Here is a 21,570-nt window from a genome sequence, read left to right as displayed (position 1 = left end):
GCGGCGCCGCGTCGGCCTGTCCCGTGCGCTCGCCGCTACCGCATCAGGTCCTTGATGTACTGCGGCAGGGCGAAGCAGGCACGCTGGATCTCGGGCGTCCAGTAGCGCGTGTGCAGGTCCAGCCCGGCCACCCGATCGGTCACCGTCTCGGCCGAGAGGTCGCGGGTGGCCGGATCCTTGCTGGCCCAGCCCAGGGCCATGAACCCGCCCACGTAGCTGGGCACCGGCACCCCGTAGAAGGCGACGTCGGCGAAGCCGGCGCCGCGCAGCCGGTGCCACGAGGTGGTCACTTCCGCGCCCTGGGTGAACGGCACGCCGTTCTGGGTCACCAGCACCCCGCGCTCGGTCAGGCGGGCGTGGCAGGCGGCGTAGAACTCCTGGGTGAACAGCACCGCGCCCGGTCCCTGCGGGTCGGTGCTGTCGATGATGATGACGTCGAAGGTCTCGTCGGTCGTGCGCATGAAGTCGACGCCGTCGGCGATCACGAGGCGCGACCGCGGATCCTCCAGCGCGGCCTTGCCGATGGACGGCAGCCACCGCTTGGAGAACTCGACCACCCCGGCGTCGATCTCGACCAGCGTCGGCTCGACCTGCGGGTGCTTCAGCGCCTCGCGCAGGCAGCCGCCGTCGCCGCCGCCGACGATGCACACGCGCCGCGCGTCGCCGTGGCCGATGACGGGCACGTGCACCATCATCTCCTGGTACATGTACTCATCGCCCTCGGTGATCTGCACGATGCCGTCCAGGGCCAGCACCCGCCCGAACACCGGCGATTCGAAGATCACCAGATCCTGGTGCTCGGTGCGCTCGCGGTGCACGATGCGGTCGACGGCGAAGACCTGTCGCCATCCGGGGTACAGGGTTTCCTCGAAGCGCTCGGGGCGCGCCGTATCCTCGCTCACAGAACCAGGCCTCGCTTGTTCTCGGCCAGCGTCACGGTCTCCGGGGTGAAGGCCGCGCGCAGCACGGGGATGGACTTGTAGGGATCGGCGGCGCCGCACATGAAGATGTCGAGCGCCGCATAGGACCGCTCCGGCCAGGTGTGAATGCTGATGTGGCTCTCGGCCAGCACCAGCACGCCGGAGATACCGCCGTTCGGCGTGAAGTGGTGCAGGTGGGTATGCAGCAGGGTTGCCCCGGCGGCGCGGGCCGCGTCGGTCAACGCGCGCTCGGTGCGGTCCAGGTCGTCGAGCCCGGAGGCGCCCCACAGGTCGACCAGCAGATGGGTGCCGGCGAAGCGCACCCCGTCGCGTTCGATGAAGTAATCCTTGCCGTTCCCCTCGGGCGATCCGGGCTCAGGCTCAGGGTCAGGGTCAGGACCGGGCACCACATGCAGACCCTCGGCCGGGGTCTCTCGCGAGGCTTCTCCCTGGGCGGCTGTCCCGGGGCGGGTGGCGTCGGGGCGGAAGGCCGAGGTCGCCATGGCTGTCTCCCCTTCCCAGGCCGCGGCGGCGCAGCGGGACGCGGACCTGGTCGCTTTTGAATGGAAGTCGCTTTTGAATGGAAACGGTGCGGAACGAGACCGGGGCCGGCGGCCCGACCTCTGGCGAGAGAGATCTGCCGAATGACAAACGCCGCCCCCATCGTCAGACGGGCGACAGCGGCGCAATCCACCCCGGTTGTGCGGGATCGTCGATCCCGGCGCAAGCCTAAATGTGGGGTGTCGGGCGGTGCGGTCAATGGTCGCCGGCGGGGGCGGCCGGATCGCGGGGCGGTTACTCCACCGCTTCGTAGCGCAGCAGGTTGCCGCGCGGCAGCGCCAGCAGTTCCAGCGTGGTTTCGTCCACGTAGAGCACGCCGTAGCACTGGGGCGCGTCGGCCCCCGGCAGCCGGACCACGACGGTGGGCTCGCCGCCGCCGCCATCCCCGACCGGGCACCGCTCGGCGACCTCGAACGGGCCGGTCTCCATCAGGTCGCCGGCGTGATAGGCCGCGTACAGGTCCTCGTCGAAGCGGATGCGGTTGGCGCGGTCGTCAAGCGAGCGCCAAGTGCCCAGCACCGCCCGATAGGTGGCGGCCAGCGGATCGCCGTTGTCGCCCGGCAGCGCCGCCACCGGACCACCGAACGGGTTGGTCCCGGTCGCCGACCCGGCATCGGCGGCCCCCGTCTCGGCGGCCCCCGTCTCGGCGGCCCCCGTCTCGGCGGCCCCCGTCTCGGCGGTCTCTGTCTCGGCGGTTCCCGTCTCGGGGGCCCTCGTCTCGGCGGCCCCCGTCTCGGGGGCCTGGGGGGGCGCCGCCGCCGGCGGATCGGACGTGGGCGCGACGGCCGTCGCGGGGGCTGCGGGCTCGGGCGGGGCCGCCGGCGTGGCGGGGGAGACGGACGGCAGCGCCGCCGACTGCTCCTCGGGCGCGACCGGCGCGGCGGGCGCGCCCCGATCGTCCGGACCCTCGAAGCTGAGGGGCTGCGCCCCCGGCACCGTGCGCGGGCTCAGCACCAGGGTGAAGGTGGTCGCGGCGGCCCCGGTGTCGATCTCGCGGAAGTCCAGTTCCTCGTACCCGCGGGCGACGCAGTCGGTGTCGCCGGCGATGGTAAAGGCATCGTCCACGGCACAGAACACGTACCCGTCGCCCTCGAACCGCTCATCCGGGTCTTCGGCACGATAGTAGTAGTAGCGCTGCGTCAGGTCGCTCTGAATCGGGGTCGCGCAGTCGCCGGGCTCCAGCTCCCACCAGCCTTCGGACGTCCACAAGCCGTCCTGCATGTAGCCGATGGCGAGCCAGCGGGTGACGTTGGTCTGGTTGCAGACCTCCAGGCCGGCCAGCGCCGGCATCGAGACCACCAGGGTGACGAGGAACCCGGCGGCGCCCAGGACCAGGGCGCGTGGGGCGCGGGGACGGCGGGGGGACCGGTGGGTAGGCCGGTGTTCTGGCCTCGGGGCGGACGAGAATCGCATGACCATGGCACGCTCCATCGCGCAGGCATCGAGGGGACACACTCAGAGTAACAGGCGAGACGTGCGGCCACGAGTGGAATGACGCCACGCGCGATCATCCGGACGGCTTTCGCGGGCGTCGGCGCGCCCCGGCGTGGGTCGGGGTCTTCACCGGCCGGACGGTGCGCGCTATGGTCGGGGGGTTCCGCCTATGTCTCGGAGGTTGTCATCCATGCCCGGCATCGACCCCGCCCGGCCGTTCCTGCCGGTCCGCATCGCGGTCCTGACGGTGTCGGACACCCGCACCCTGGCCGACGATCGCAGCGGCGACACCCTGGTGGCGCGCCTGGAGGGCGCCGGGCACGTGCTGGCCGGGCGGGCGATCGTGGCCGACGACGCCGACGCCATCACCGCCCGGCTGAGCGTGTGGATCGCCGATCCGGCCATCGACGCGGTCATCTGCACCGGCGGCACCGGGGTGACCGGGCGCGACGTGACACCCGAAGCCCTGAGCCGGGTGGTGGAGAAGGAGATCCCGGGCTTCGGCGAGCTGTTCCGGTGGCTGAGCTACCAGTCCATCGGCACGTCGACGATCCAGTCGCGGGCGCTCGCGGGGGTCGCGGGCGGCACGTATCTGTTCGCGCTGCCGGGCTCCACCGGGGCCTGCAAGGACGCCTGGGACGGCATCCTGGCCACCCAGCTCGACAGCCGCTACCGGCCCTGCAATTTCGTGGAGTTGATGCCGCGGCTCCAGGAACACCTGGCCCCCGGGGTGACCCCCGGGGTGGCCCCCGGGGTGGAAGGCGCGGCCGGTCCGACGGACCCCATGCGCCCGGACGTTGCCTGACGGGTCCCGGGACGATGCCGCCGCCGCTCCCCACCACGCCCGTTCCGGCCCTGGTGCTGCCGCAGCAACGCCTGTTGCTGCAACTCGTCGCCATGTCGGGGGACATCGCCGTCACCCACACGGCGCCGTCGTCGATTCTGTGGCGCACGCTCGACGAATGCGTGGCGCAACGCTGGGTGGACCGCACCGAGATCAGCCCGGGCGTCTACAAGGTGACGCTGCGCCCCCGCGGCCGCGCCATCGCCCGCGCCGAGGAGGCTGGCGCGCCCCCCGGCGCCGATACCTGAGGGCGCCGACACCTGAGGGCGACGACTCCCCGGGGTCAGGTCCCGGTGGGGTCCTGGCCCTCCAGGAACGCGGCCACCGCCGGCGTCGCGCGCAGGCCGTCGAGATCGGCCTGGGTGGGAAGCTGAGGCCGGTCGCGCGCGGCGTCGACCATGCACAGAAAGCCCATCGGTCCGTCGCCCCGGGTGCGGAACTGGTGCCAGGTCATGGGCGGGATCTGCACCAGATCGTAGGGGGCGACCCGGTGCACCGCGTCCCCCAGCAGGCACAGCGCCTCGCCGCGCAGGATCATGACCCCGTGGGCGTGCTGGTGGCGCTCCAGGGTGGTGTGACCGCCGGCCTCGACCTCGAAATAGCGCAACTCTCCGGCCAGCCAGGGCTCGGAGAACAGCACCTGGCGGGAGACCGCCTTGAACGGCGCGCTGCCCTCCTCCTTGTAGGGGCGGCACTCCACGCCGGCCCAGCGGAACGGCGCCGTGCTGGGGCGAACGCCGGGCGTGGCGGGGGGAGCGGAGGTCTCGTCGTCGCGCATGGGTTCGGTCCAGGCTTAATCGGCCACGGCCGCCGGGGGCGGCGCTGCGTCGGCACTGAGGGCGGCGACATGGTCGCAGAAGGTCCGCGTCTCCTCCACCAGCCGCTCGCGCGCCAGCAGCAGGCCGCCGCCGATCAGCAGCATGACGTCGGTGCCGTAGCACTCGATCATCTCCGGCACCCGGTCCAGGGTCATGCCGCCGGCCGGCACCGGCAGGGCCGGCTTGAGCGCGCCCCACGGCCGGGTGGCGTGCTGGCCCAGGGTGACGCAGGTCTCGCGGGTGAAGGCGAACCGGCCGCCATGGTTGGTGTAGATCACCGCATCGCCGCCCATCAGGCGGAACAGCGAGCCATGCAGGAACGGCGGGTCAATGCGCGCCGCCCCGGTCATGGTCGGGTGGGTGAAAAAGGCGACCTCGGGGTTCTCGCGCACCAGGGTATGCATGGCGGGCAGGCCCGCGATCATGGGCTGGATCATCACGCAGTCCAGCCCCTCCGCGCGCGCGATCCGCATCTGCTCGCGCAACTGATCGAGGTCGCCGGTCAGGCTGGGGATGTAGCGCGTCGGCACCCCGGTCTCCGCGCTGGCGCGGCGCACCGCGGCGGCGATCACCGGTACCCGCTCCGCATAGGGGCTGTAGTGCTGGTTGGCGAGGCCGTGGTCGTCCTTGATGAAGTCCAAGCCGCCGAGGGCGAAGCGGTAGGCCAGGTCCGCCAGCCCGGGCACCGGCAGCCCCTGAGGCTTCAGCGCCGAGCAGGTCAGCGCCCGGTCGGGCACGCCGACGCGGTCGCGCAGGCCCTGGATGCCGTGCCGGGGGCCGCCGAAGGCCTCCAGGATCTCGGGCGGGAAGATGGCGTCCACCAGCACCGTGTCCGGCTGAATCGAGGTGTTGCCATAGATCATGTTGAGGAGCTGACCGGCCTCCAGCCCCACCGTCTCGGTCGCCAGCCCCAGCGTCACCTCGTACAGACCACGCGACAGCTCGGTGATGTCGCGGACCTCGCCGACGATCTCGTCCAGCACGCGCTGGTCGGTGACGGCCTCCACCGGCATCTCGACCGACTGTTCGACGGCGATGCCACGGGCGCGGGCCTCGATGGCATCGGCCGGGGCGGTGACATGGTAGGTGACGATGATGCGGCTGGTCATGCCAGGCTCCCGTGCGTGCGGCGGTCCCCCCCTCCGGGCGGGGCGGGGGCGCGCATGGTAGCGCAAACGCCGGCGCGGTCAAATCGCGCGAGGGCCGCGCAGGGCCGCACCCGCCGGCGGCGCGCCCCCATCATCCGGATCAGCCGGAACGGGCGCGCCCCAGGATGGCGGCGATGGCGCGCGCCGCCTCGTCATCGGTGAGGTAACCCGCCGGCACGGCGCGGGCGGCCATCTCCGCCGGCGCGGGCGTTGGCTCGGATCCGGCGGTCGAGGCCGGTTCGGCCGGGGCGCCCGGCGGGACCGCCAGACTGACCCGGGTCTCGCCCGCCGCCCCGCTGCGCGGGGCACCCGCCCCTAGCACGGCGGCACGGGCCGTGCCCGCCCCGTCCGGCACCGCTGGCGCGAGCGGCGTCGCGGCGGCCGCCTCGAAGGCGGCCGGGGCGGCCCGGGTCAGCGGCAGGAACGGCACCGCCACCGGCCCGTCGCGAACCGTGACCCGCGGCGCCTCCACGTCCTCAGCGGACGCCGCCGCGGAGGCCGCATCGGCCGCCGGCGGGGTGGTGGCGGCGGGCGCGGCGGACACCGCACCAGGGGTCTCCGGGCGCGCCGGGCGCTCCGGGACCGGCCGTTCCAGCATCGCCGCCACCGCCAGCGCCGACGGACCGGGCAGGGTCAGGCCGCGCGCGGCGCCGGCCTGTTCGACCGCCCGGGTGGCCATCAGAATCTCGGTGATCGCGGATTCCGCCTCGGTCGGCGACAGGCCCGGCCGCGGATCCGCATCGTCGGTGCCCGCCGCATCGGTCGCGGCGGTCGCGGCGGTCGCGGCGGTCGCGGCGGTCCGCACCGGCGCCGCCGCCGGCATCTCCGCCGGCGGCGGGGCATCGCCGGCCACGGTCGGAATCACGGCCACCGTGACCGTTGTCCCGGAGTCGGCGGGGGCGTCGCCCTCCGCCACCAGCGTCGGCCCGGCCGGACCCAGGGCGTCCGGGAGCGGCGCGGACGGGCGCGGCCCCGGCGGGACCGGCGGCCCGGCCGCGGCGAAACGGACGGCGCCCATGTCCTCGTAGCCCGGCGGCACCGGGCGATCGCCGGGGGGCAGCGGAGCCTGTGCCACCGCGGTGTCGCGGCCCATGTCCTCGACCCCCGGCGGCAGCGGCCGCACGCCGGGCGGCAGCGGCGCGCTCAACGCCCCCAGCCGGATGCGGCCCATGTCCTCCGGCGGCGGCGGCGCCGGCTTGACGCCGGGCGGGGTGGGCGGCGGCCCGGCCTCGGCCAGGCGGGCCACGCCGGAGAAGCGGCGCACGGCGTCGTTGATGGTGCCGTCCAGCAGCGTACGCATCTCCTGCAGGGTGCGCGGGCGGCCGTTCTGCCGGAACAGGCCGGGGTTGCTGGCGGCGGCCTCGGGCAGCACCTCCTCGGCCGGCCGGTGCGGGGTGCGCGCGGCGGCGGTGAGGAAGGTCACCGCCCCGCCCGGTCCCAGGAAGTGGGCCAGGTAGATGTCGGCGGCACGCGCCGGACGGCCGAGCGCGCGCTCCAGGTGGTGCTTGTTCTGGCCGGCGTATTCCGCCGCCATGATGGCCGACAGGCGCGGATCGGCGCGCAGCGCCATGACCCGGTCGGACAGTTCCGGGTCGTCGATGACCAGCCGGCCGCGCACGCCGGTGTGGATGCGCTCGGCCACCTCGCCCAGGCCGTGCTTGTCGCCGTGGCGGCGGAGGGTGTCGAGCCAGGTCTGCTCGGTGAACTGGAACAGCCCGCTGGCGGTGCCGCGGCTGTTGACGGCGTCGGGGCGCAGGCCGCTTTCCTGGTTGGCCTTGGCCAGCATGTAGGCGAAGTCCATGCCGGTCTTGCGACTGGCGTCGTGGATGCCGACCAGGACCTCGCGGCCCACGGTGCGCCCGCCGACCTGCACGGTCGCCGCGAGCTGCTGGCCCAACATGGTGGTGTGCGGTCCCGACACGACGCGTCCCCTTGCGGCGGTGACCCCGCCCGCTGCGGGGTCCTTCCGGTGACGGCGCCGCCCGACGACGCCCGCCCGGCCGGACCCGGCGCGGCGCACCGTGGGGATCCGGACTCAGGTCCGGACAGCATGCCGGGCCAAACGTGGAGGAGCCGTTAACGGCCCACTCCCGGATCGGTCCCGGCGGCGCCGCCCGTCCCCTCAGGCCGTGTGCGGGATGATGCGCAACTCGACCCGGCGGTTCAGCTGGCGGCCGGCCTCGGTCTCGTTGGTCGCGACCGGCTGGCGCTCGCCGTGGCCCTGCCAGTACAACCGCGCCGGCTGGATGCCCTGGGTCTTGAAGAAGTCCACGACGGACCGCGCGCGCCGCTCCGAGAGATCCTGGTTGTAGGCGTCGGAGCCGATGGCGTCGGTGTGGCCGTGCACCTGGATGTAGGTCTGCGGGTTGTCGCGCAGGGTCTGCGCGACCTGCGACAGCGGGGCCCGGAAGCCCGGCTTGATATCGGCGGAGTCGAAGGCGAAGGTCACGTTCGCCGGCATGGTGAGCAGCAGGGTGTCGCCCTGACGCTGCACCTGCACGTCGGTGCCGGCCAGATCCTCGCGCAGCGCCTGCTCCTGCGAATCCATGTAGGCGCCCACGGCCCCGCCGGCGAGCACGCCGATGCCGGCGCCGATGAGAGCCGAGCGGGCCACGTCGCCGCCGGCGATGGCCCCCACGGCGGCCCCGGTGGCGGCGCCGCCGAGCGCCCCCACCCCGGCCCCCTGGGCGGTGTGATAGCCGCCGCCCTGGTTCGCACAGCCGGCAAGGACCAGGCCGGCAACGGCGGTGGCGGCGGTGGCGGCAACGATGGATCGACGCATGGGAACCCTCCGCGGTCGGGATTGGGACGGACGCACGCCCGCTCGGGCGCCGATGGTGACGCCGTGGGCGTCTTGACGCAATGCGGCGATCCTGCCAGGGGACCGGCCCGTATGTCTTGCACGCATGCATCCCCCTCGCACCCGTTACCGCCGGAGGACAACGCCCCATGGCGCCGCGCCGTTCCCTCGCCCAGGCCGCCGTGCCGGCCATCGCGGCCATCACGGCCGCCGTGGCCCTGCTCGCCATCGCGGTCGCCCTGTGGCGCCTGTTCGCGCCCATGACCGAGGTGGCGGTCTCCTCCGCCACCGTCGAGCGAACACCCGTGACGGTCTACCGCCCGGCCGACGGCCCCGCGGGGCCGGCGGTGGTGGTGGCGCACGGGTTCGCCGGATCGCGCCAGCTCATGCAGGCCTACGCCCTGGCGCTGGCGCGCAACGGCTATGTGGCGGTGACCTACGACGCGCTCGGACACGGCCGCCACCCGGACCCGCTGGGCGGCAACCTGACGGAGGAGAGCGGCGCCACGGTCTACCTGCTGCGCCAGCTCGACGGCATCGTGGCGTTCGCGCGCGACCTGGCCCCGGACCATGACCGCATCGGCCTGCTCGGGCATTCCATGGCCTCCGACATCATCGTGCGCCAGGCCGGGGCGGACCACGACACCTACGCCGGGCTGGTGGCGGTCTCCATGTTCTCCACCGCCGTGACCGAAGAGGTGCCGCCCAACATCCTGGTCATCGTCGGCGGCCTGGAGCCCCAGGTGCTCAAGGACGAGGCCCAACGGGTGGTGGGCCTGGTGGCGCCGCCCGGCACCACGGCCGAACCCGGGCAGACCTACGGATCGTTCGCGGCGGGCACGGCGCGGCAATGGCGTATCGCGCCGGGGGTCGAGCACATCGGCGTGCTGTACAGCACCGACGGGATCGCCGCCGCGGTGGCGTGGCTCGACCGGGCGTTCGGGCGGGCCGGTGCAGAGGTAACGGTGCCGCCGCCGCGCGGGGTGTGGATCCTGGTGCTGCTGGCGGCGGTGGTGGTGCTGGCCTGGCCGGCCTCGCGTCTGCTGCCGGTGGTGGCGGCGCGGCCGGTGGGGGCGGCGCTGCCCTGGCGCCGGTTGTGGCCGGTGGCGGTGGCGCCCGCGATCCTCACCCCGCTGATCCTGTGGCCGCTGCCGACCGACTGGCTGCCGGTGCTGGTGGGCGACTACCTGCTGATGCACTTCGCGCTGTACGGTGCCCTGACGGGGCTGGGCCTGTGGTGGATCCATCGCCGGTTCCCCGACACCCGGCCCGTGGACCCGCCGCCCACGGCCTGGGGCCGGCTGGCGCTCGCCACCCTCATGGTCGCGGCCTTCGTGATGATCGGGCTGGGCGGCACCATCGAGCTGTTCGTGGCCTCGTTCATCCCGACCGCCGAGCGCGCCCTCTTGGTGCCGGAGATGATGCTCGGTACCCTGCCCTTCTTCCTGGTCGACGAATGGCTGACGCGCGGCCCCGCGCGGGCGCGCGGCGGCTACGCGACGACCAAGGCGCTGTTCCTGCTGTCGCTGGTGCCGGCGATCGCGCTCGACCTGTCGAACCTGTTCTTCCTGATCATCCTGTTCCCGGTGATCGTGCTGTACTTCATCGTGTTCGGGCTGTTCAGCACCTGGAGTTGGCGGCGCACCCACCACCCGTGGGTGTCGGGGCTGGCCAGCGCGTTCGTGTTCGCCTGGTGTGTCGCGGTCACGTTCCCGATCGTGACCGGAGAGTAGGGCGGAGACCGTCCGGGGCGAGGCGCCGCCGCCGGCGCGGGCCTCAGCCCGCCAGCGCCGGCGTGGTGCCGATGTAGCGGTCCTGGTCGATCTGGCGCACCAGGAAATCGGCCACGTCGGCCCGCGAGATGGTGCCCAGGCGCCACGTCTCCGGCTCGACCATGACCCGGTAGCGCCCGGTCCGGCGGCCATCGGTGAGAATGCCGGGGCGGGCAATCACCCACTCGCGGTCGCTGTCACGGATCAACTGCTCCTGGATGTCCTTGTCGTCGTAGGCCCGCTTGAGGAACACCGCGAACGCCAGCCGGTGCAGGCAGCCGCCACGGTCGCGGCTGTCGCCGGCGCCGAACCCGGTCACACAGATCAGGCGCGGCACCCCGGCCTCACGCATCGCCGGCAGCAGCAGCCGGGTGGCGCGCGAGAACAGGGTCACCGGCCGCAGCACCATGCCAGGCCCGGCCGCGATCCCGAGCGCCAGGATCACCGCATCCACGCCGTCGAGCGCCCGGCGCAGGGTCACCGGGTCGAGCGCATCGCCCGCCATCGTCTCCAGGTTCGGATGCCGCACCGGGATGCGCCGCGCCGTCCGGGCCAGCACGCGCACGCGGTGCCCGGCCTCCAGCGCCTGTCGGACGGCCTCCAGGCCGATGCCGCGACTGCCGCCGATCACCAGGACATGAGCCATCCTCTATCCTCCGTCCGCGACGCGGGCGCCGCCGGCGGCCCGCACCTCGCTGTCCAGGCGGCCGGCACACCACAGGAAGAACATGCGGAAGTCCCCGGCCAGCGACCACAGCGGATAGCTGAAGGTGGCCGGGCGGTTGCGCTCGACGGCGGCGTGCCCGAGCCAGGCAAAGCCGTAGCCCGCCACGACGGCCAGCCCCAGCGAGACCGGCTCCAGGGCGATCAGGGCCCGCGCCAGGAAGTACACCGCCACCGCGGTGCCGATCAGGTGCAGCCGGCGCGTCCCCGGCCGCGCGTGCTGGGAGAGATAGAAGGGCCAGAACGCCTCGAAGCTGTCGAAGGTCCGGTCGCGATCCCGCATGACCGCCCCCTGCCCTGTGCCGGATCCGAACGGCCCTGGTCCGCTGGACCCGGGCCGTTGGCAGGCATGTGGGGGTTCGGAGGGCGCCGGGAAAGGTGGCGTCGCCGGACCATCTCAGAGCCGCTTGATCTCGACGCCGTGGCGGCGCAGGGCGTAGCCCACCTGGCGCGGCGTCAGGCCCAGCAGGCGGGCCGCCTTGGCCTGCACCCAGCCGCTGCGCTCCATGGCGGCGACCAGACGCTCGCGGTCCGGGAGGCGGCCGCTGGCGCCGCCACCCTCGCCGCTCCCCTCGTCGACGTCGGCGTCAGTGTCGGCGCCGGCGTCGTCCCGCTCGGGCGCGCGCGGCGGCACCGCTGCCCCGGCGCGGGCGCATGCCCCGCCGCCGTCCGCCCGCAAGGCGGTGGGGGCGGCCAGCCCCCCCACGGCGCGGGTCGGCCCCTCGGTCTCGCGCCACAGCACCGACGACAGGCAGCCGGCCTCGCGGCAGGAGAAGTCCTCGGCGCGGATGACATCGCCACGCACCATGGTGGCGACGCGGGTGATGCAGTTCTCCAGCTCGCGCACGTTGCCGGGAAAGGCGCAGCCGCGCAGCAGCTCCAGGGCATCAGGCGCGAAGCCCAGGTTGTCGCCGTTCTCGGCGTTGAAGCGGTCGAGGAAGTGGCGCGCCAGCGGCTCGATGTCCTCGCGCCGGTCGCGCAGCGGCGGCATCACCAGGGTGACGACGTTGATCCGGTAATACAGGTCGGCGCGGAACTCGCCGCGCGCCACCGCGTCCTCCAGGTTGCGGTTGGTGGCGGCGATGATGCGCACGTCGACGGTGCGGGTGCGCGACGACCCCAGGCGTTCGAACTGGCCTTCCTGCAACACCCGCAGCAGCTTGACCTGGAAGGCGGGGGAGATCTCGCCGATCTCGTCCAGGAACAGGGTGCCGCCGTCGGCGGCCTCGAAGCGGCCCTTGCGCTCGCCGCCGGCACCGGTGAAGGCGCCCTTGTCGTGGCCGAACAGCTCCGCCTCCAGCAGGGTGTCCGGCAGGGCGGCACAGTTGACGCACACGAAGGCCTTGTCGGCGCGCGGGCTGACGCGGTGGATGGCGCGCGCGATCATCTCCTTGCCGGTGCCGCTCTCGCCCCGCAGCATGACGGGGGCGCGGGTGCGCGCCACGTGGCGCACCTGGTCCAGCACCGCGGTCATGGCGGCGCCGCGGCCGACGATGTCGCCGAAGCGGGGGCCGCGCCCGGCCTCGCCGCCCTGGCGGGCGCGCGCCTGCTTCTGCGCCCGGGCGGCGTCGGCCAGCAGGGTGCGGCGATCGGCGGCGACGCGTCGGTGCAGCCGCACCGTCTGCCCCACCAGGTTGCCGACCATGGTCAGGAACTGGAGCTCCGCGTCTACCGGGCGGCCGGCGGCGGCGGTCTGATCGCGCTCCACCGACAGCGTGCCGAGGGCACTGTCCCCCGCGCGGATCGGCACGCACAGGAACGAGACCCGGTCGGTTTCCAGCGCGCCGGCGTGGGCGGCATAGTCCGAGAACCGGGAGTCGTCGGCCATGCGCCGCACCACCAGCGGCACGTTGGACCGCCGGACCTCGCTCGCCACCGCCAGTGGATAGGCACCGGCGCCGGCGCGCGCCACCGACAGCGAGAGGCCGACGGCCGCCACCACGGTCAGCGGTTCGCCCTCCTCGCCCGCCAGGGTGATGGTGCCGCGCCGCATCTCCAGGTAGGATGACAGGACGTTCAGCACGTCGCGCAGCGTCGCATCCAGGTTCAGCGAGGCCGAGAGAATCTTGCTGATCTCATACAGCGTCAGCAGCGCCCGCGACTCCTCCCGCCGTTCGTCGGGCGCGGGATCGGTGGACGGACGCGGCGGGGCGGCGAGCAACGGTGATGCATCCATGGGCGGCGCTCCCGGATGATGTGTGCACCGCACCACAATGCGATGAACATGCCTCAGAATCAATCATCGTTGCAGGCATCGCCCTATATTGCTCATGTTATAGGCATTTTTTAGTCCTGGGCGCGGCCCGGTTGGTCCCATCGCACAGCCTCAGACTGCATGAGACGCAGGACTCCGTCTTTTGGAGCAGGACAGGGCGACTCCGGGTCCCTTCGAAGGTCGCGGCCCCCGAAGCCGTCCCCGAAGCGGCCCCCGAAATGGCCCCCGAAACGGCAACGGGGGCTGTTGTCTGACACATGAACCTGCAGAAACCGGGACTTTGGGGGCTATACCGAAAGATATTGGGATTTCAAACCCCTACCAACAAAATTTGGGTCGATCGGCATGCCGGTGAACCCTGCAGATCTGTGATCTGGCGCCCCGATCCGACATTTGATCCTGCAGATCTGTGACCCGGTTTGAGGGGCCTTTCAGGGATGCCTGGGAGGCCTCTTAAACGGCGGAAAACCGCCTCTTAGGCCAACACCTCATAACATATTTTGGGCCGGCGGAAGGGCGTCGATGCGGCGTCCGAGGGTCGCCGAACTGTGACATGACACAATGTTGCCACAATTCAGATCACAGTTACGTGATTTCAAGCGGTTAGCAGGCACTTCCTCACATACTATACGCCACCGAACTGTGACCTGTTTTTCGGCCGCTAAGGCCCCTGAGCGGGGTCTCGCGGTTCGGGAACCAGTTCGGCCTTCATGGCGCGCAGGAGCGAAGTGATCTCGTCGTCACCGATGCCGGGGTGGCTGTAAAGCAATTCCTTGAGCATGGCGCGCACGAGGGGCGGCGGCCGCCAGGCGGCCTCTCTCTCCGACGCCTGAAGGCGGCGCCCGAGGTCGCGGATATCATCGGAGACGACGCGCTCGACCGCCGCCCGCCTTTGCGCGGCCGCCTCGTCCCCGAACCGAACGTCCAGCAGCATATCGGCCCGCGCCCGCGTGGCGGGCGACAGCCGGTCGTTGCCGGCGATAGCGAGCAGGTCTCTCCGGGCCTGTTCGAGCTGCTCGGCATCGGCGGTATCTAGACGCGATTCGAGGGCGTCCAGGTCCTCATCGGCATTGAGCGGCGCGACGGCTGGGGGCGGCGCCGCCCCCATGGCTTGCTGCTGCCTGGCGGACGAAACGTCGGCTTCCATTGGCCCCCGACCAGTCGCGATCCACTCGACCCGAATACCCGCCGCTTGCGCCAAATGCGCGATGGACTCGAACGATGGCGCGTATTTGCCGTCGATCCAGTTTTGTAGGGTCGATACCGATATACCAGCTTTTTCGGCGGCGGCTGCTCTATTTGGAAAGCGATCCGCCAAAGTCCGCACGCGCCCAGCAATTTCTTGGCATGGTTTGGCGCGAGGTTTTTCGGATTTGGCAGTGGGCTTTGGCATAAGATTCCAGCTTTTTGCTTGATCGACCCCAGAATACTGGGGTACTGTCATTTCGAAGGTAGGTTTTTGACACCGGGTAGCCACCCGGTGCCCGGAGCGGAGGAGAGCATGACGTCGAGCGAGCCCTGGGATCGCTATCGGATCGCGGCCGAGGTGAAGCGCCGGGGGTCAACCCTGGGCGCCATCTCGATCAACGCCGGCCTTGCGGAGCCGGCCTGCCGCAACGCGTTGGTCCTCAAAAGCCAGTCCGCCGAGCGGGCCATCGCCGCGTTTCTGGGCGTGCCCCTCCACGAGCTGTGGCCGGACCGCTGGTTGCCCGACGGCACGCGGATCGACCGACGCCGCAAGGACCACACTACAGACGAACGCACGCGACGTGCAGTCAAAAACGAGAGGGCAGCTTGACATGGGCAGCCAGGTTTTGAGTGCGGACGACCTGTCCGTGATGGAAAACGAGCCGCGCATCCATGATTTGCGGCTGGCGGAACGGCTCGGGTTTCGGCGTCCACGCAAAATCCGGGAGTTGATCCAGCGGAACCTGTCGGAGTTTCACCGGTACGGAGACCTTGCGCCCCACCGTGGGGCGCAACTCCGTTGGAACGGCGGCACCCACGAAATCGACGAGTATTTCCTCAACGAGGGGCAGGCGCTGCTGCTGTGCATGTTCGCCCGCACCGACCGGGCCGCCGACGTCCGCGAGGAGGTGATCACGGTCTTCATGGCGTGGCGGCGGGGCATGGCTCCACCGCCGCCGCCCCAAGTCCCGGACCCCTGGGCCGCGATGTGCGCCCGGCTGGACGCAGTCGAACGCGCGTTGGGCATGGACGACAGCCGGCTGGAGGATCGCGTCACCTATCTGCCGATCTGGTCGGACGGGACACGACCGCGCTTCTGGCACGACCGGGAGGTGCGGGCGTTCCTGATCGAGAAGCACCGCCAGACGACCATCAACCGCGCGCGTGCGGAATGCCTGGAGCGGTTCGGCGCGGCGCGGACACCCAGCCGCACGGCCATTTGGAGGTTCTGGCAGCGCCTGGATGGGGCGCGCGGTCTGGCCGGAGGGCGGGCGTAATGGCGCCGCGCAAGGAGGCCGCGCCAGAGGCCGCAGCACCGGCCGGCGCGTGGCAGGGCGAGCGGCGGGTGGTGCCCCGCACCAGCATTCGGGTGACCGACCGGCTGCGGGTGATCGACGAGGCGTGGGCCGCGACCCTGGCCGAGAGCATCCGGCAACAGGGCCTTGTCGAGCCGCCGGTGGTGCGGCCGGACACGAGCGGCTTCACCCTGGTCGCCGGGGCGCACCGGCACCATGCCATGACCGAGATCCTGGGATGGAGCGACATCCCGGTCGTCGTCGTCGAGATGGACAATCTGCAGGCGCGCCTGGTGGAGATCGACGAGAACCTGTGCCGGCGCGGCCTGGAGCCTCTGGACCGGGCAGTGTTCCTGGCCGAGCGCAAGGCCGTCTATGAAGCCCTGCACCCGGAGGCCGTTCAGGGTGCGGCCGGCGCCGCCGCCAAGCTGCACAAAAATGATGCAACTGCAAAAATTGCAGTTGCAGACGGTGGCCCGGCCATCGGTTTCGCGCGCGAGGTCCGCGAACGCATCGGTTTGAGCGAACGCACCATTTTCCGTGCCGTACAGGTGGCCGGCGGATTGGCGCCGGACGTCCGTCGCCGCATGCAGCGGTGGGCGCACTGGCGCGAGGGCGAGCTGTACGCCCTGTCGAAGCTGCCTCATGCCGAACAGATCGCCGTGGTCGAGGGCCTGCTGGATGGCGCCGGGCCGGATGACCGGCCCGACCTGGGCGCGGCGCTGCGGGCGCGCAAGGGCGAGGGGCCGCAGGACGCGCCGGACGACGGCGGGCTTCAGAAGCTGATGTCGGCGTGGAGCCGCGCCGACAAGCGCGCCCAGCGGGACTTCGTCGCCCATCTCGCGCAGATCGGCGCGCTGAAAACGCAGATCGGCGTCAAGGCGGAAAAGGCCCTGCGGGCCGATGCGGACGCGGGAGGCGACGATGCGGCCTAATGCCGACGGCCCGTCCCTGATCGTCAATTTCAGCGACGGCTCAATCGTGAGCCTGCCCCTCCTGTCCACGCCGGACGGGCTTCATGTGCAGGTCGGGTCGGAGCCCGATGGCCAGGGGCTGACCATGGCTCGCCAATGGGTGAGCGACGTCACCGTTCCTGCGGCACCGGCCCGCGTCTTTGTACAGCGCCTCGGCGCCGGCCCGGCGGAGGGCTGAGGCCATGGGCCGCCGCCGCTCGGGCCGGGATCCCGCCGACCACCACACGCTCGACCTGCTGGCGGACTGGCAGCCGCGCGACCCGGTGGAACGGTTCGCGCCGGCGACGACACAGGCGGCGAACCTGCGAGATCGGATCGCGCTGGCGGTGTCGGCGACCCTGAAGGAGTGCGGACGGCCCCGCGAAGAGATCGCCCAGGCGATGAGCACATACCTGGGTGAGAGGGTCAGCAAGGATATGCTGGACAAATACGCCAGCCAGGGCAGCGAGGGCCACACGATCCCCGCGCACCGGCAGATCGCGCTGTGCAAGGTCACCGGTGACGCGCGCCTCATGCAGCTCGGCGCCGAAGAGGTGGGCCGGGATTGCGTCGATCAGCACTTCAAGCCGTGGATCGAGGTGGGGCAACTGGCGGATGTCAAGGCCGAGGTGGACCGTGCGTATGAGCTGGCGCGGCGCATGGCGCGGAGGGCCGGCCGATGACGACGGCGACCGAACATTGGCTGACCGCCGCCGAGATCGCCGAACTGTCCTTGCCCGGGCTGCCCAAGACCCGCGAGGCCGTGGTGCGGCGGGCGCGCAAGGAGTGGCAATCCCCCGATCGCCAGTGGTCGGAGGGACGCTCGTCCGGCGTGTGGCGGCGGCGGCGCGGCAAGGGCGGCGGTGTGGAGTACCACATCAGCGCTCTGCCGGCCCGGGCGCGCGCGGCGTTCCTGCGGCGCCAGGGAACACCGGCAGCCGCCGCCGAAGCGCCGGAGGCCGCGAACGATGATCCGAAGTGGCGCGAGATGTGGGCGCGCTTCGAGGCCCTGCCCGAGAGCCGCCGGGAGACGGCCCGCCAGCGTCTGGCGCTGATCGATCAGGTCGAGACCCTGGTGCGCGGCGGCATGAGCAAGACGGCCGCCGTCGAACTGGTGGCGGCGCCGGCGGGGATCAGCGCGCGCAGCTACTTCAATTTTGAGAAGCGCACCTGGAACACGCCGCGTGAGCACCGCCTGCCCATGTTGGTGGACCAGCGGTCCGGGCGGGTGACGACGACGGATCTGGAGCCCGAGGCGTGGGCGATGCTGAAGGCGGACTACCTGCGGGCCGAGAAGCCGGCGGTGGATGCCTGTATCGAGCGCCTGCGCCGGGTCGCCGCCGCCCGCGGCTGGTCCCTGCCCAGCACCCGCACCCTTCAACGCCGGCTGGCGGACCTGGATCCGCTGCTGGTGTGCTGGTTCCGCGAGGGGCGGGAGGCGCTGATGCGCCGGTTCCCGGCCCAGCGCCGCGACCGCAGTGCCTTCAAGGCCCTGGAGGCCGTGAACTTCGACGGCCACCGTTTTGACGTGTTCGTGGAATGGGCGGACGGCACCGTCTCCCGGCCCATGATGGTCACCTTCCAGGATCTGTTCTCGGGCAAGGTGCTGAGCTGGCGGATCGACCGCAGCGAGAACGCGACCGCCTTCCGGCTGGCCTTCGGGGACCTGGTCGAGGACTACGGCCTGCCCGAGCACGTCTGGCTGGACAACACGCGCGCCGCGTCAAGCAAGTGGCTGACCGGGGGCACCCCGAACCGCTTCCGCTGGAAGGTGCGGGATGACGATCCGGTCGGGCTGTTCCGGCAATGCGGCTGCGAGGTGCACTTCACCGAGCCCTATCACGGGCAGTCGAAGCCGATCGAGCGGGCGTTCCGCGACATGGCGGAGTACGTGGCCAAGGGGCCGGACTGCAGCGGCGCCTACACCGGGCGGAGCCCCGAGCACAAGCCGCACACCTACGGCCAGCGTGCCGTGCCCATCGACCAGTTCATCGCCATCGTGGACCGGGAAATCCGTCATCACAACGCGCGGCCCGGGCGCAAGGCGGCGGCCTGCCGGGGGCGGAGCTTCGACGAGACGTTCCAGGCCAGCTACGAGGCCGAGGACACCATCATCCGCCGAGCCTCGCCGGAGATGCGCCGCCTGTGGCTGCTGGCCGCCGAGGGCGTCACCTGCCGGGTGCCTGACGGTCGGATCGAACTGTTCGGCAACCGGTACTGGGCGCCCGAGCTGGCCCGGCTGGTCGGGCGGAAGGTGATCGCGCGGTTCGATCCCGAGGCCCTGCACCAGCCCGTTCATGTCTCGCTGCTGGACGGCACGGCCGTCTGCGAGGCCGAGTGCCGCGATGACAGCGGGTATGCGGACACCGAAGCGGTCAAGCGGCAAAAGGCCGATGAAGGTCGGTTCAGGCGGGCGGTCAAGGAGATGGCCGAGGCCGAGAAGCGCATGACGGCCGCCCAGGTGGCGGCGGCGCTGCCAGCGCCGGACGAGACGCCGGACCCGGACGCCAAGGTCATCAGGATCATCGGAAACACCGTCGCGCGGGCGGCGCCCGCCCCGGCGGACGAGGACACCCAGGCGGCGACGGGCGCGGACTTCGACCGCGCCTTCGCGGCGGGGGTGACTGCGCTCGCCGACTGGCGGGCACAGAACGAGTGAGGGGCGCGCCGGGTGCCACCGGACACGCCCCTCGGGACGGATATGCAACGGAGACAAGGATATGAGGGACGGCGACATCATGCAACACGAGACGGACGTGCAGGAAGCCCTGCGCGAGCGCGTCAAGGCGCTCCTGGCCAACGAAGCGATCAGCCAGAAAACCGCCGCGACCGAAGCGGACATCGGCTACAGCAGCTTTTCGGCGTGGCTTTCCAACGCCTACCAAGGCGACAACGCCAAGATGGCGGCCAAGGTCGAGCGCTGGCTGGCGGCGCGCGAGGAGCGCCGCACCGCCTCGGCCGTGCTGCCGCGCGACATCGGGTGGGTCCAGACGGAGAGCGCCGCCGCGATTTTGCAGACGATCCAGTATGCGCACATCGCGCCGGATATCGCGGTCGTGGCCATGGGCGCGGGCTGCGGCAAGACCACCACGGCTCGCCGGTACGCCGAGGCCACCCCGAACGCCTGGCTGGCGACCATGGACCCGACGACGCGCGTGGTCTCGACCGCGCTGGGCGAGATCGCCATTGCCCTTGGGCTCACCGAACGGTCCCCGCAGGGGTATGCGCGCGCGATCTCGTCCTACGTGGCCGGCAAGAATGGCCTGCTGATCATCGACGAGGCCCAACACCTGCAGCCGAACGCGCTGGATGCGCTGCGGTCCATCCATGACAGGACCGGATGCGGTCTCGTGCTGCTCGGAAATGAAACGGTCTACACGCGCCTGGAAGGCCAGGGCCGCGCGGCCGAGTTCGCCCAGCTCTTCAGTCGCGTCGGGATGCGGATGGTCCAGGCCAAGCCCCGGGCTGGCGACGCCACAGCCCTTCTGGATGCGTGGGGGATTGAGGCCAAGGACAGCCGGGATTTCCTGGCGCGGGTCGCCGCCAAACCCGGCGCCCTGCGCGGCATGGTCAAGACCATGCGCGTGGCGGCGATGCTGGCCACCGGTGCCGGCGCCGAGACCCCCGACATCACCCACTACAAGGCCGCCTGGTCGCGGCTGTCCACATCGAGCTGAGGGAGGGCCGCCATGCTGAGCGATGACCTGAGGAGCCTCCACCACGTGCTGTGCGCGACGATCCGCGGCGATCTGCCGCGACCCGACGCGAGCCGGCTCGCCGACTGGGACCGCGTGGTGGCGAACGCCGTCCGCCAGGCGGAGGGTCTCGAATGCGCCGGCGCGCCGGTCGACGGTATCCGCGCCATCGACCGGCTGATGGCCCGGACGGTGGGTGCCGTGCGCGCCGAGCTGGAGGCCACGGCCACCGGCGAGACGCTGCCCCTGACCCGGGCCGACTGCGCCGGCCTGGCGGCGCGCCTGGCGCGGGTCGAGGCCGGGCTGGTGCCGCCGCGGGACAGCGGCTGCGACGTCATTCCCGTCGTCGACTTGTCGGAGGCGCAGCGGCGGGCGCAGACCCGGATCACCGACGGCGAGGTGGTGAGGGCCATGGATCAGGCGCGCCGCACCCATCGCGGGGACCCCACCGCCTGCCCCGACTGCGGGGGGCCGGTGCCGGACGGCGCGGCCCTGTGCCCGCACTGCCAGTGCCCGATGCCCACCCCGGCTGACCACGATCGGCCCGAGGGCGCCGATGCCCGGGACGGCGCGGCATGACCGCCCCGGCCGCCCACCCGCCGCCGGCCCGGCCGCCGTTCGAGGCCGCGGTGGTCATCCGCCTGCCGGGCCAGGCGCCAGGCCGCGCCCTGCGCGGCCGCCTCAAGACGGCGCGGGAGCTGCGCGGCGGCCGGCAGGTGTGGGCCGTCCGCGTGCCCACGCCGCACGCCCGCCACCCCGAGGGCGAGCTGGTCTCGCTGATCGTGGAGCGCACGGACGCCGGCTGGTGCGCGGTGGGCGGCGAGGCCCTGGGCCACGCCATCCGCATCGCCGAGGCCATCGCCGCCGGCGCCGAGGTGCGCGAACCGGTCGGCGTACAGCTCATGGCGGTCACCGCCGGGCTGCTGGCGCTCGTGCAGCCGGAGCCCGGGCCGTGACCGCCGCCCGACGCCTCCATCGCGTCCGGCCGCGTCACATCGTGGTCGACGTCCGCGATCCCGCTGCCCTGACGGTCCGCCTGATCGCCGCCGGCAGCCTCCGCGCGGCGCCGGTGCGGCGGCGGCCGAACACCCTTCGAGCCCTGTTCCATCGCCTTTTCAGGAGGATCTGAGACATGCCGAGCCTCGGCGATATCGAAGCCCTCGCCAAGAGCTACAGCGAGGCCCACGGCAAGCTGGCGGACGAG

General features: G+C 72.1%; 23 protein-coding genes. 12 read left to right on the top strand and 11 right to left on the bottom strand.

The genetic code is table 11. The annotated features are described in order from the left end of the window. Positions 1-35: 35 nt before the first annotated feature. The 3 genes from speE to GGD88_RS01130 all read right to left on the bottom strand — a co-directional run bounded on the left by speE (position 36) and on the right by GGD88_RS01130 (position 2,900). Positions 36-902, bottom strand: coding sequence for a polyamine aminopropyltransferase (speE, locus tag GGD88_RS01140; protein WP_184431009.1), 867 nt, complete (start codon positions 900-902; stop codon positions 36-38). Then, positions 899-1,423, bottom strand: coding sequence for an adenosylmethionine decarboxylase (gene speD / locus GGD88_RS01135; RefSeq protein ID WP_184431008.1), 525 nt, complete (start codon positions 1,421-1,423; stop codon positions 899-901). Before speD ends, speE begins: the two co-directional genes overlap by 4 nt. 292 nt (positions 1,424-1,715) lie before the next feature. Then, complete coding sequence (locus tag GGD88_RS01130; RefSeq protein WP_221236942.1) at positions 1,716-2,900, bottom strand: DUF1036 domain-containing protein; 1,185 nt, start codon at positions 2,898-2,900, stop codon at positions 1,716-1,718. 205 nt (positions 2,901-3,105) lie between these two features. Here GGD88_RS01130 and moaB point away from each other — a divergent pair, with 205 nt between their 5' ends. Then, positions 3,106-3,720 carry a molybdenum cofactor biosynthesis protein B gene (moaB, locus tag GGD88_RS01125; protein WP_184431007.1) on the top strand — a complete coding sequence of 205 codons (615 nt, stop codon included), beginning with the start codon at positions 3,106-3,108 and terminating at the stop codon, positions 3,718-3,720. Positions 3,721-3,734: 14 nt separating this feature from the next. After that, positions 3,735-4,007, top strand: a complete 273-nt coding sequence (locus GGD88_RS01120; protein ID WP_184431006.1) for a hypothetical protein — start codon at positions 3,735-3,737, stop codon at positions 4,005-4,007. A gap of 35 nt (positions 4,008-4,042) precedes the next feature. Here GGD88_RS01120 and GGD88_RS01115 read toward each other — a convergent pair whose 3' ends face one another. From GGD88_RS01115 to GGD88_RS01100, 4 genes are all read right to left on the bottom strand, one after another. Continuing rightward, positions 4,043-4,537 carry a cupin domain-containing protein gene (locus tag GGD88_RS01115; protein ID WP_184431005.1) on the bottom strand — a complete coding sequence of 165 codons (495 nt, stop codon included), beginning with the start codon at positions 4,535-4,537 and terminating at the stop codon, positions 4,043-4,045. A 15-nt stretch (positions 4,538-4,552) separates the two neighbouring features. After that, on the bottom strand, positions 4,553-5,686 hold the full coding sequence (locus GGD88_RS01110) for a RuBisCO large subunit C-terminal-like domain-containing protein (protein ID WP_184431004.1): 1,134 nt from the start codon (positions 5,684-5,686) through the stop codon (positions 4,553-4,555). Between the two features lie 139 nt (positions 5,687-5,825). After that, positions 5,826-7,646, bottom strand: a complete 1,821-nt coding sequence (locus tag GGD88_RS01105) for a hypothetical protein (RefSeq protein ID WP_184431003.1) — start codon at positions 7,644-7,646, stop codon at positions 5,826-5,828. Positions 7,647-7,847: 201 nt separating this feature from the next. Continuing rightward, positions 7,848-8,507, bottom strand: a complete 660-nt coding sequence (locus GGD88_RS01100) for a YiaD family glycine zipper/OmpA-like lipoprotein (protein WP_184431002.1) — start codon at positions 8,505-8,507, stop codon at positions 7,848-7,850. 167 nt (positions 8,508-8,674) lie between these two features. Between GGD88_RS01100 and GGD88_RS01095 the strand changes: the two genes are divergently transcribed. Next, positions 8,675-10,258 (top strand): alpha/beta hydrolase, encoded by a 1,584-nt coding sequence (locus GGD88_RS01095; RefSeq protein ID WP_184431001.1) that lies wholly within the window; start codon positions 8,675-8,677, stop codon positions 10,256-10,258. Positions 10,259-10,301: 43 nt separating this feature from the next. On the opposite strand, the gene GGD88_RS01090 is transcribed toward GGD88_RS01095, so the two are convergent. The 4 genes from GGD88_RS01090 to GGD88_RS01075 form a co-directional block, all read right to left on the bottom strand. Continuing rightward, positions 10,302-10,943 (bottom strand): NAD(P)-dependent oxidoreductase, encoded by a 642-nt coding sequence (locus GGD88_RS01090; RefSeq protein WP_184431000.1) that lies wholly within the window; start codon positions 10,941-10,943, stop codon positions 10,302-10,304. A 3-nt stretch (positions 10,944-10,946) separates the two neighbouring features. Next, a complete protein-coding gene (locus GGD88_RS01085; RefSeq protein ID WP_184430999.1) occupies positions 10,947-11,303 on the bottom strand; it encodes an Mpo1-like protein in 357 nt (118 codons plus the stop codon). A gap of 114 nt (positions 11,304-11,417) precedes the next feature. Next, positions 11,418-13,196 (bottom strand): nif-specific transcriptional activator NifA, encoded by a 1,779-nt coding sequence (gene nifA, locus GGD88_RS01080; RefSeq protein WP_184430998.1) that lies wholly within the window; start codon positions 13,194-13,196, stop codon positions 11,418-11,420. A 700-nt stretch (positions 13,197-13,896) separates the two neighbouring features. Next, entirely contained in the window at positions 13,897-14,562 is a 666-nt protein-coding gene (locus GGD88_RS01075; protein ID WP_184430997.1) for a helix-turn-helix domain-containing protein, read from the bottom strand. Between the two features lie 174 nt (positions 14,563-14,736). On the opposite strand from GGD88_RS01075, the gene GGD88_RS01070 reads away from it, so the two are divergent. The 9 genes from GGD88_RS01070 (at position 14,737) to GGD88_RS01030 (ending at position 21,322) form a co-directional block, all read left to right on the top strand. Further along, a complete protein-coding gene (locus tag GGD88_RS01070) occupies positions 14,737-15,033 on the top strand; it encodes a helix-turn-helix domain-containing protein (protein WP_184430996.1) in 297 nt (98 codons plus the stop codon). A gap of 1 nt (position 15,034) precedes the next feature. Beyond that, positions 15,035-15,700 carry a hypothetical protein gene (locus GGD88_RS01065; protein WP_184430995.1) on the top strand — a complete coding sequence of 222 codons (666 nt, stop codon included), beginning with the start codon at positions 15,035-15,037 and terminating at the stop codon, positions 15,698-15,700. Next, positions 15,700-16,653, top strand: coding sequence for a ParB/RepB/Spo0J family partition protein (locus tag GGD88_RS01060; protein WP_184430994.1), 954 nt, complete (start codon positions 15,700-15,702; stop codon positions 16,651-16,653). Before GGD88_RS01065 ends, GGD88_RS01060 begins: the two co-directional genes overlap by 1 nt. Positions 16,654-16,699: 46 nt before the next feature. Further along, on the top strand, positions 16,700-16,870 hold the full coding sequence (locus tag GGD88_RS01055; RefSeq protein WP_184430993.1) for a hypothetical protein: 171 nt from the start codon (positions 16,700-16,702) through the stop codon (positions 16,868-16,870). A gap of 4 nt (positions 16,871-16,874) precedes the next feature. Then, positions 16,875-17,354 carry a DNA transposition protein gene (locus GGD88_RS01050; protein ID WP_184430992.1) on the top strand — a complete coding sequence of 160 codons (480 nt, stop codon included), beginning with the start codon at positions 16,875-16,877 and terminating at the stop codon, positions 17,352-17,354. Continuing rightward, entirely contained in the window at positions 17,351-19,330 is a 1,980-nt protein-coding gene (locus tag GGD88_RS01045; protein WP_184430991.1) for a transposase domain-containing protein, read from the top strand. The genes GGD88_RS01050 and GGD88_RS01045 overlap by 4 nt, the downstream gene beginning before the upstream one ends. A 79-nt stretch (positions 19,331-19,409) precedes the next feature. Further along, positions 19,410-20,348, top strand: coding sequence for an AAA family ATPase (locus GGD88_RS01040; RefSeq protein ID WP_221236941.1), 939 nt, complete (start codon positions 19,410-19,412; stop codon positions 20,346-20,348). A gap of 12 nt (positions 20,349-20,360) precedes the next feature. Continuing rightward, positions 20,361-20,945: a hypothetical protein gene (locus GGD88_RS01035; protein ID WP_184430989.1), complete on the top strand. Its 585-nt coding sequence runs from the start codon at positions 20,361-20,363 to the stop codon at positions 20,943-20,945. Further along, positions 20,942-21,322 carry a hypothetical protein gene (locus GGD88_RS01030; protein ID WP_184430988.1) on the top strand — a complete coding sequence of 127 codons (381 nt, stop codon included), beginning with the start codon at positions 20,942-20,944 and terminating at the stop codon, positions 21,320-21,322. The genes GGD88_RS01035 and GGD88_RS01030 overlap by 4 nt, the downstream gene beginning before the upstream one ends. The last annotated feature ends 248 nt before the right edge of the window (positions 21,323-21,570 follow it).

The organism is Roseospira goensis, from assembly GCF_014197795.1.
Taxonomy (GTDB): domain Bacteria; phylum Pseudomonadota; class Alphaproteobacteria; order Rhodospirillales; family Rhodospirillaceae; genus Rhodospira; species Rhodospira goensis.
This window is presented reverse-complemented; position numbering and strand designations above follow the sequence as displayed.

Bases quoted from the DNA above. Each gene is read 5' to 3' on its own strand.
- moaB (WP_184431007.1), top strand. From the start codon at position 3,106: ATGCCCGGCATCGACCCCGCCCGGCCGTTCCTGCCGGTCCGCATCGCG.
- GGD88_RS01130 (WP_221236942.1), bottom strand. From the start codon at position 2,900: ATGGTCATGCGATTCTCGTCCGCCCCGAGGCCAGAACACCGGCCTACC.
- GGD88_RS01035 (WP_184430989.1), top strand. From the start codon at position 20,361: ATGCTGAGCGATGACCTGAGGAGCCTCCACCACGTGCTGTGCGCGACG.
- GGD88_RS01070 (WP_184430996.1), top strand. From the start codon at position 14,737: ATGACGTCGAGCGAGCCCTGGGATCGCTATCGGATCGCGGCCGAGGTG.
- GGD88_RS01100 (WP_184431002.1), bottom strand. From the start codon at position 8,507: ATGCGTCGATCCATCGTTGCCGCCACCGCCGCCACCGCCGTTGCCGGC.
- GGD88_RS01095 (WP_184431001.1), top strand. From the start codon at position 8,675: ATGGCGCCGCGCCGTTCCCTCGCCCAGGCCGCCGTGCCGGCCATCGCG.
- nifA (WP_184430998.1), bottom strand. From the start codon at position 13,196: ATGGATGCATCACCGTTGCTCGCCGCCCCGCCGCGTCCGTCCACCGAT.
- GGD88_RS01065 (WP_184430995.1), top strand. From the start codon at position 15,035: ATGGGCAGCCAGGTTTTGAGTGCGGACGACCTGTCCGTGATGGAAAAC.
- GGD88_RS01110 (WP_184431004.1), bottom strand. From the start codon at position 5,686: ATGACCAGCCGCATCATCGTCACCTACCATGTCACCGCCCCGGCCGAT.
- GGD88_RS01085 (WP_184430999.1), bottom strand. From the start codon at position 11,303: ATGCGGGATCGCGACCGGACCTTCGACAGCTTCGAGGCGTTCTGGCCC.
- GGD88_RS01030 (WP_184430988.1), top strand. From the start codon at position 20,942: ATGACCGCCCCGGCCGCCCACCCGCCGCCGGCCCGGCCGCCGTTCGAG.
- GGD88_RS01045 (WP_184430991.1), top strand. From the start codon at position 17,351: ATGACGACGGCGACCGAACATTGGCTGACCGCCGCCGAGATCGCCGAA.
- GGD88_RS01040 (WP_221236941.1), top strand. From the start codon at position 19,410: ATGCAACACGAGACGGACGTGCAGGAAGCCCTGCGCGAGCGCGTCAAG.
- GGD88_RS01050 (WP_184430992.1), top strand. From the start codon at position 16,875: ATGGGCCGCCGCCGCTCGGGCCGGGATCCCGCCGACCACCACACGCTC.
- GGD88_RS01115 (WP_184431005.1), bottom strand. From the start codon at position 4,537: ATGCGCGACGACGAGACCTCCGCTCCCCCCGCCACGCCCGGCGTTCGC.
- GGD88_RS01060 (WP_184430994.1), top strand. From the start codon at position 15,700: ATGGCGCCGCGCAAGGAGGCCGCGCCAGAGGCCGCAGCACCGGCCGGC.
- GGD88_RS01090 (WP_184431000.1), bottom strand. From the start codon at position 10,943: ATGGCTCATGTCCTGGTGATCGGCGGCAGTCGCGGCATCGGCCTGGAG.
- GGD88_RS01120 (WP_184431006.1), top strand. From the start codon at position 3,735: ATGCCGCCGCCGCTCCCCACCACGCCCGTTCCGGCCCTGGTGCTGCCG.
- speD (WP_184431008.1), bottom strand. From the start codon at position 1,423: ATGGCGACCTCGGCCTTCCGCCCCGACGCCACCCGCCCCGGGACAGCC.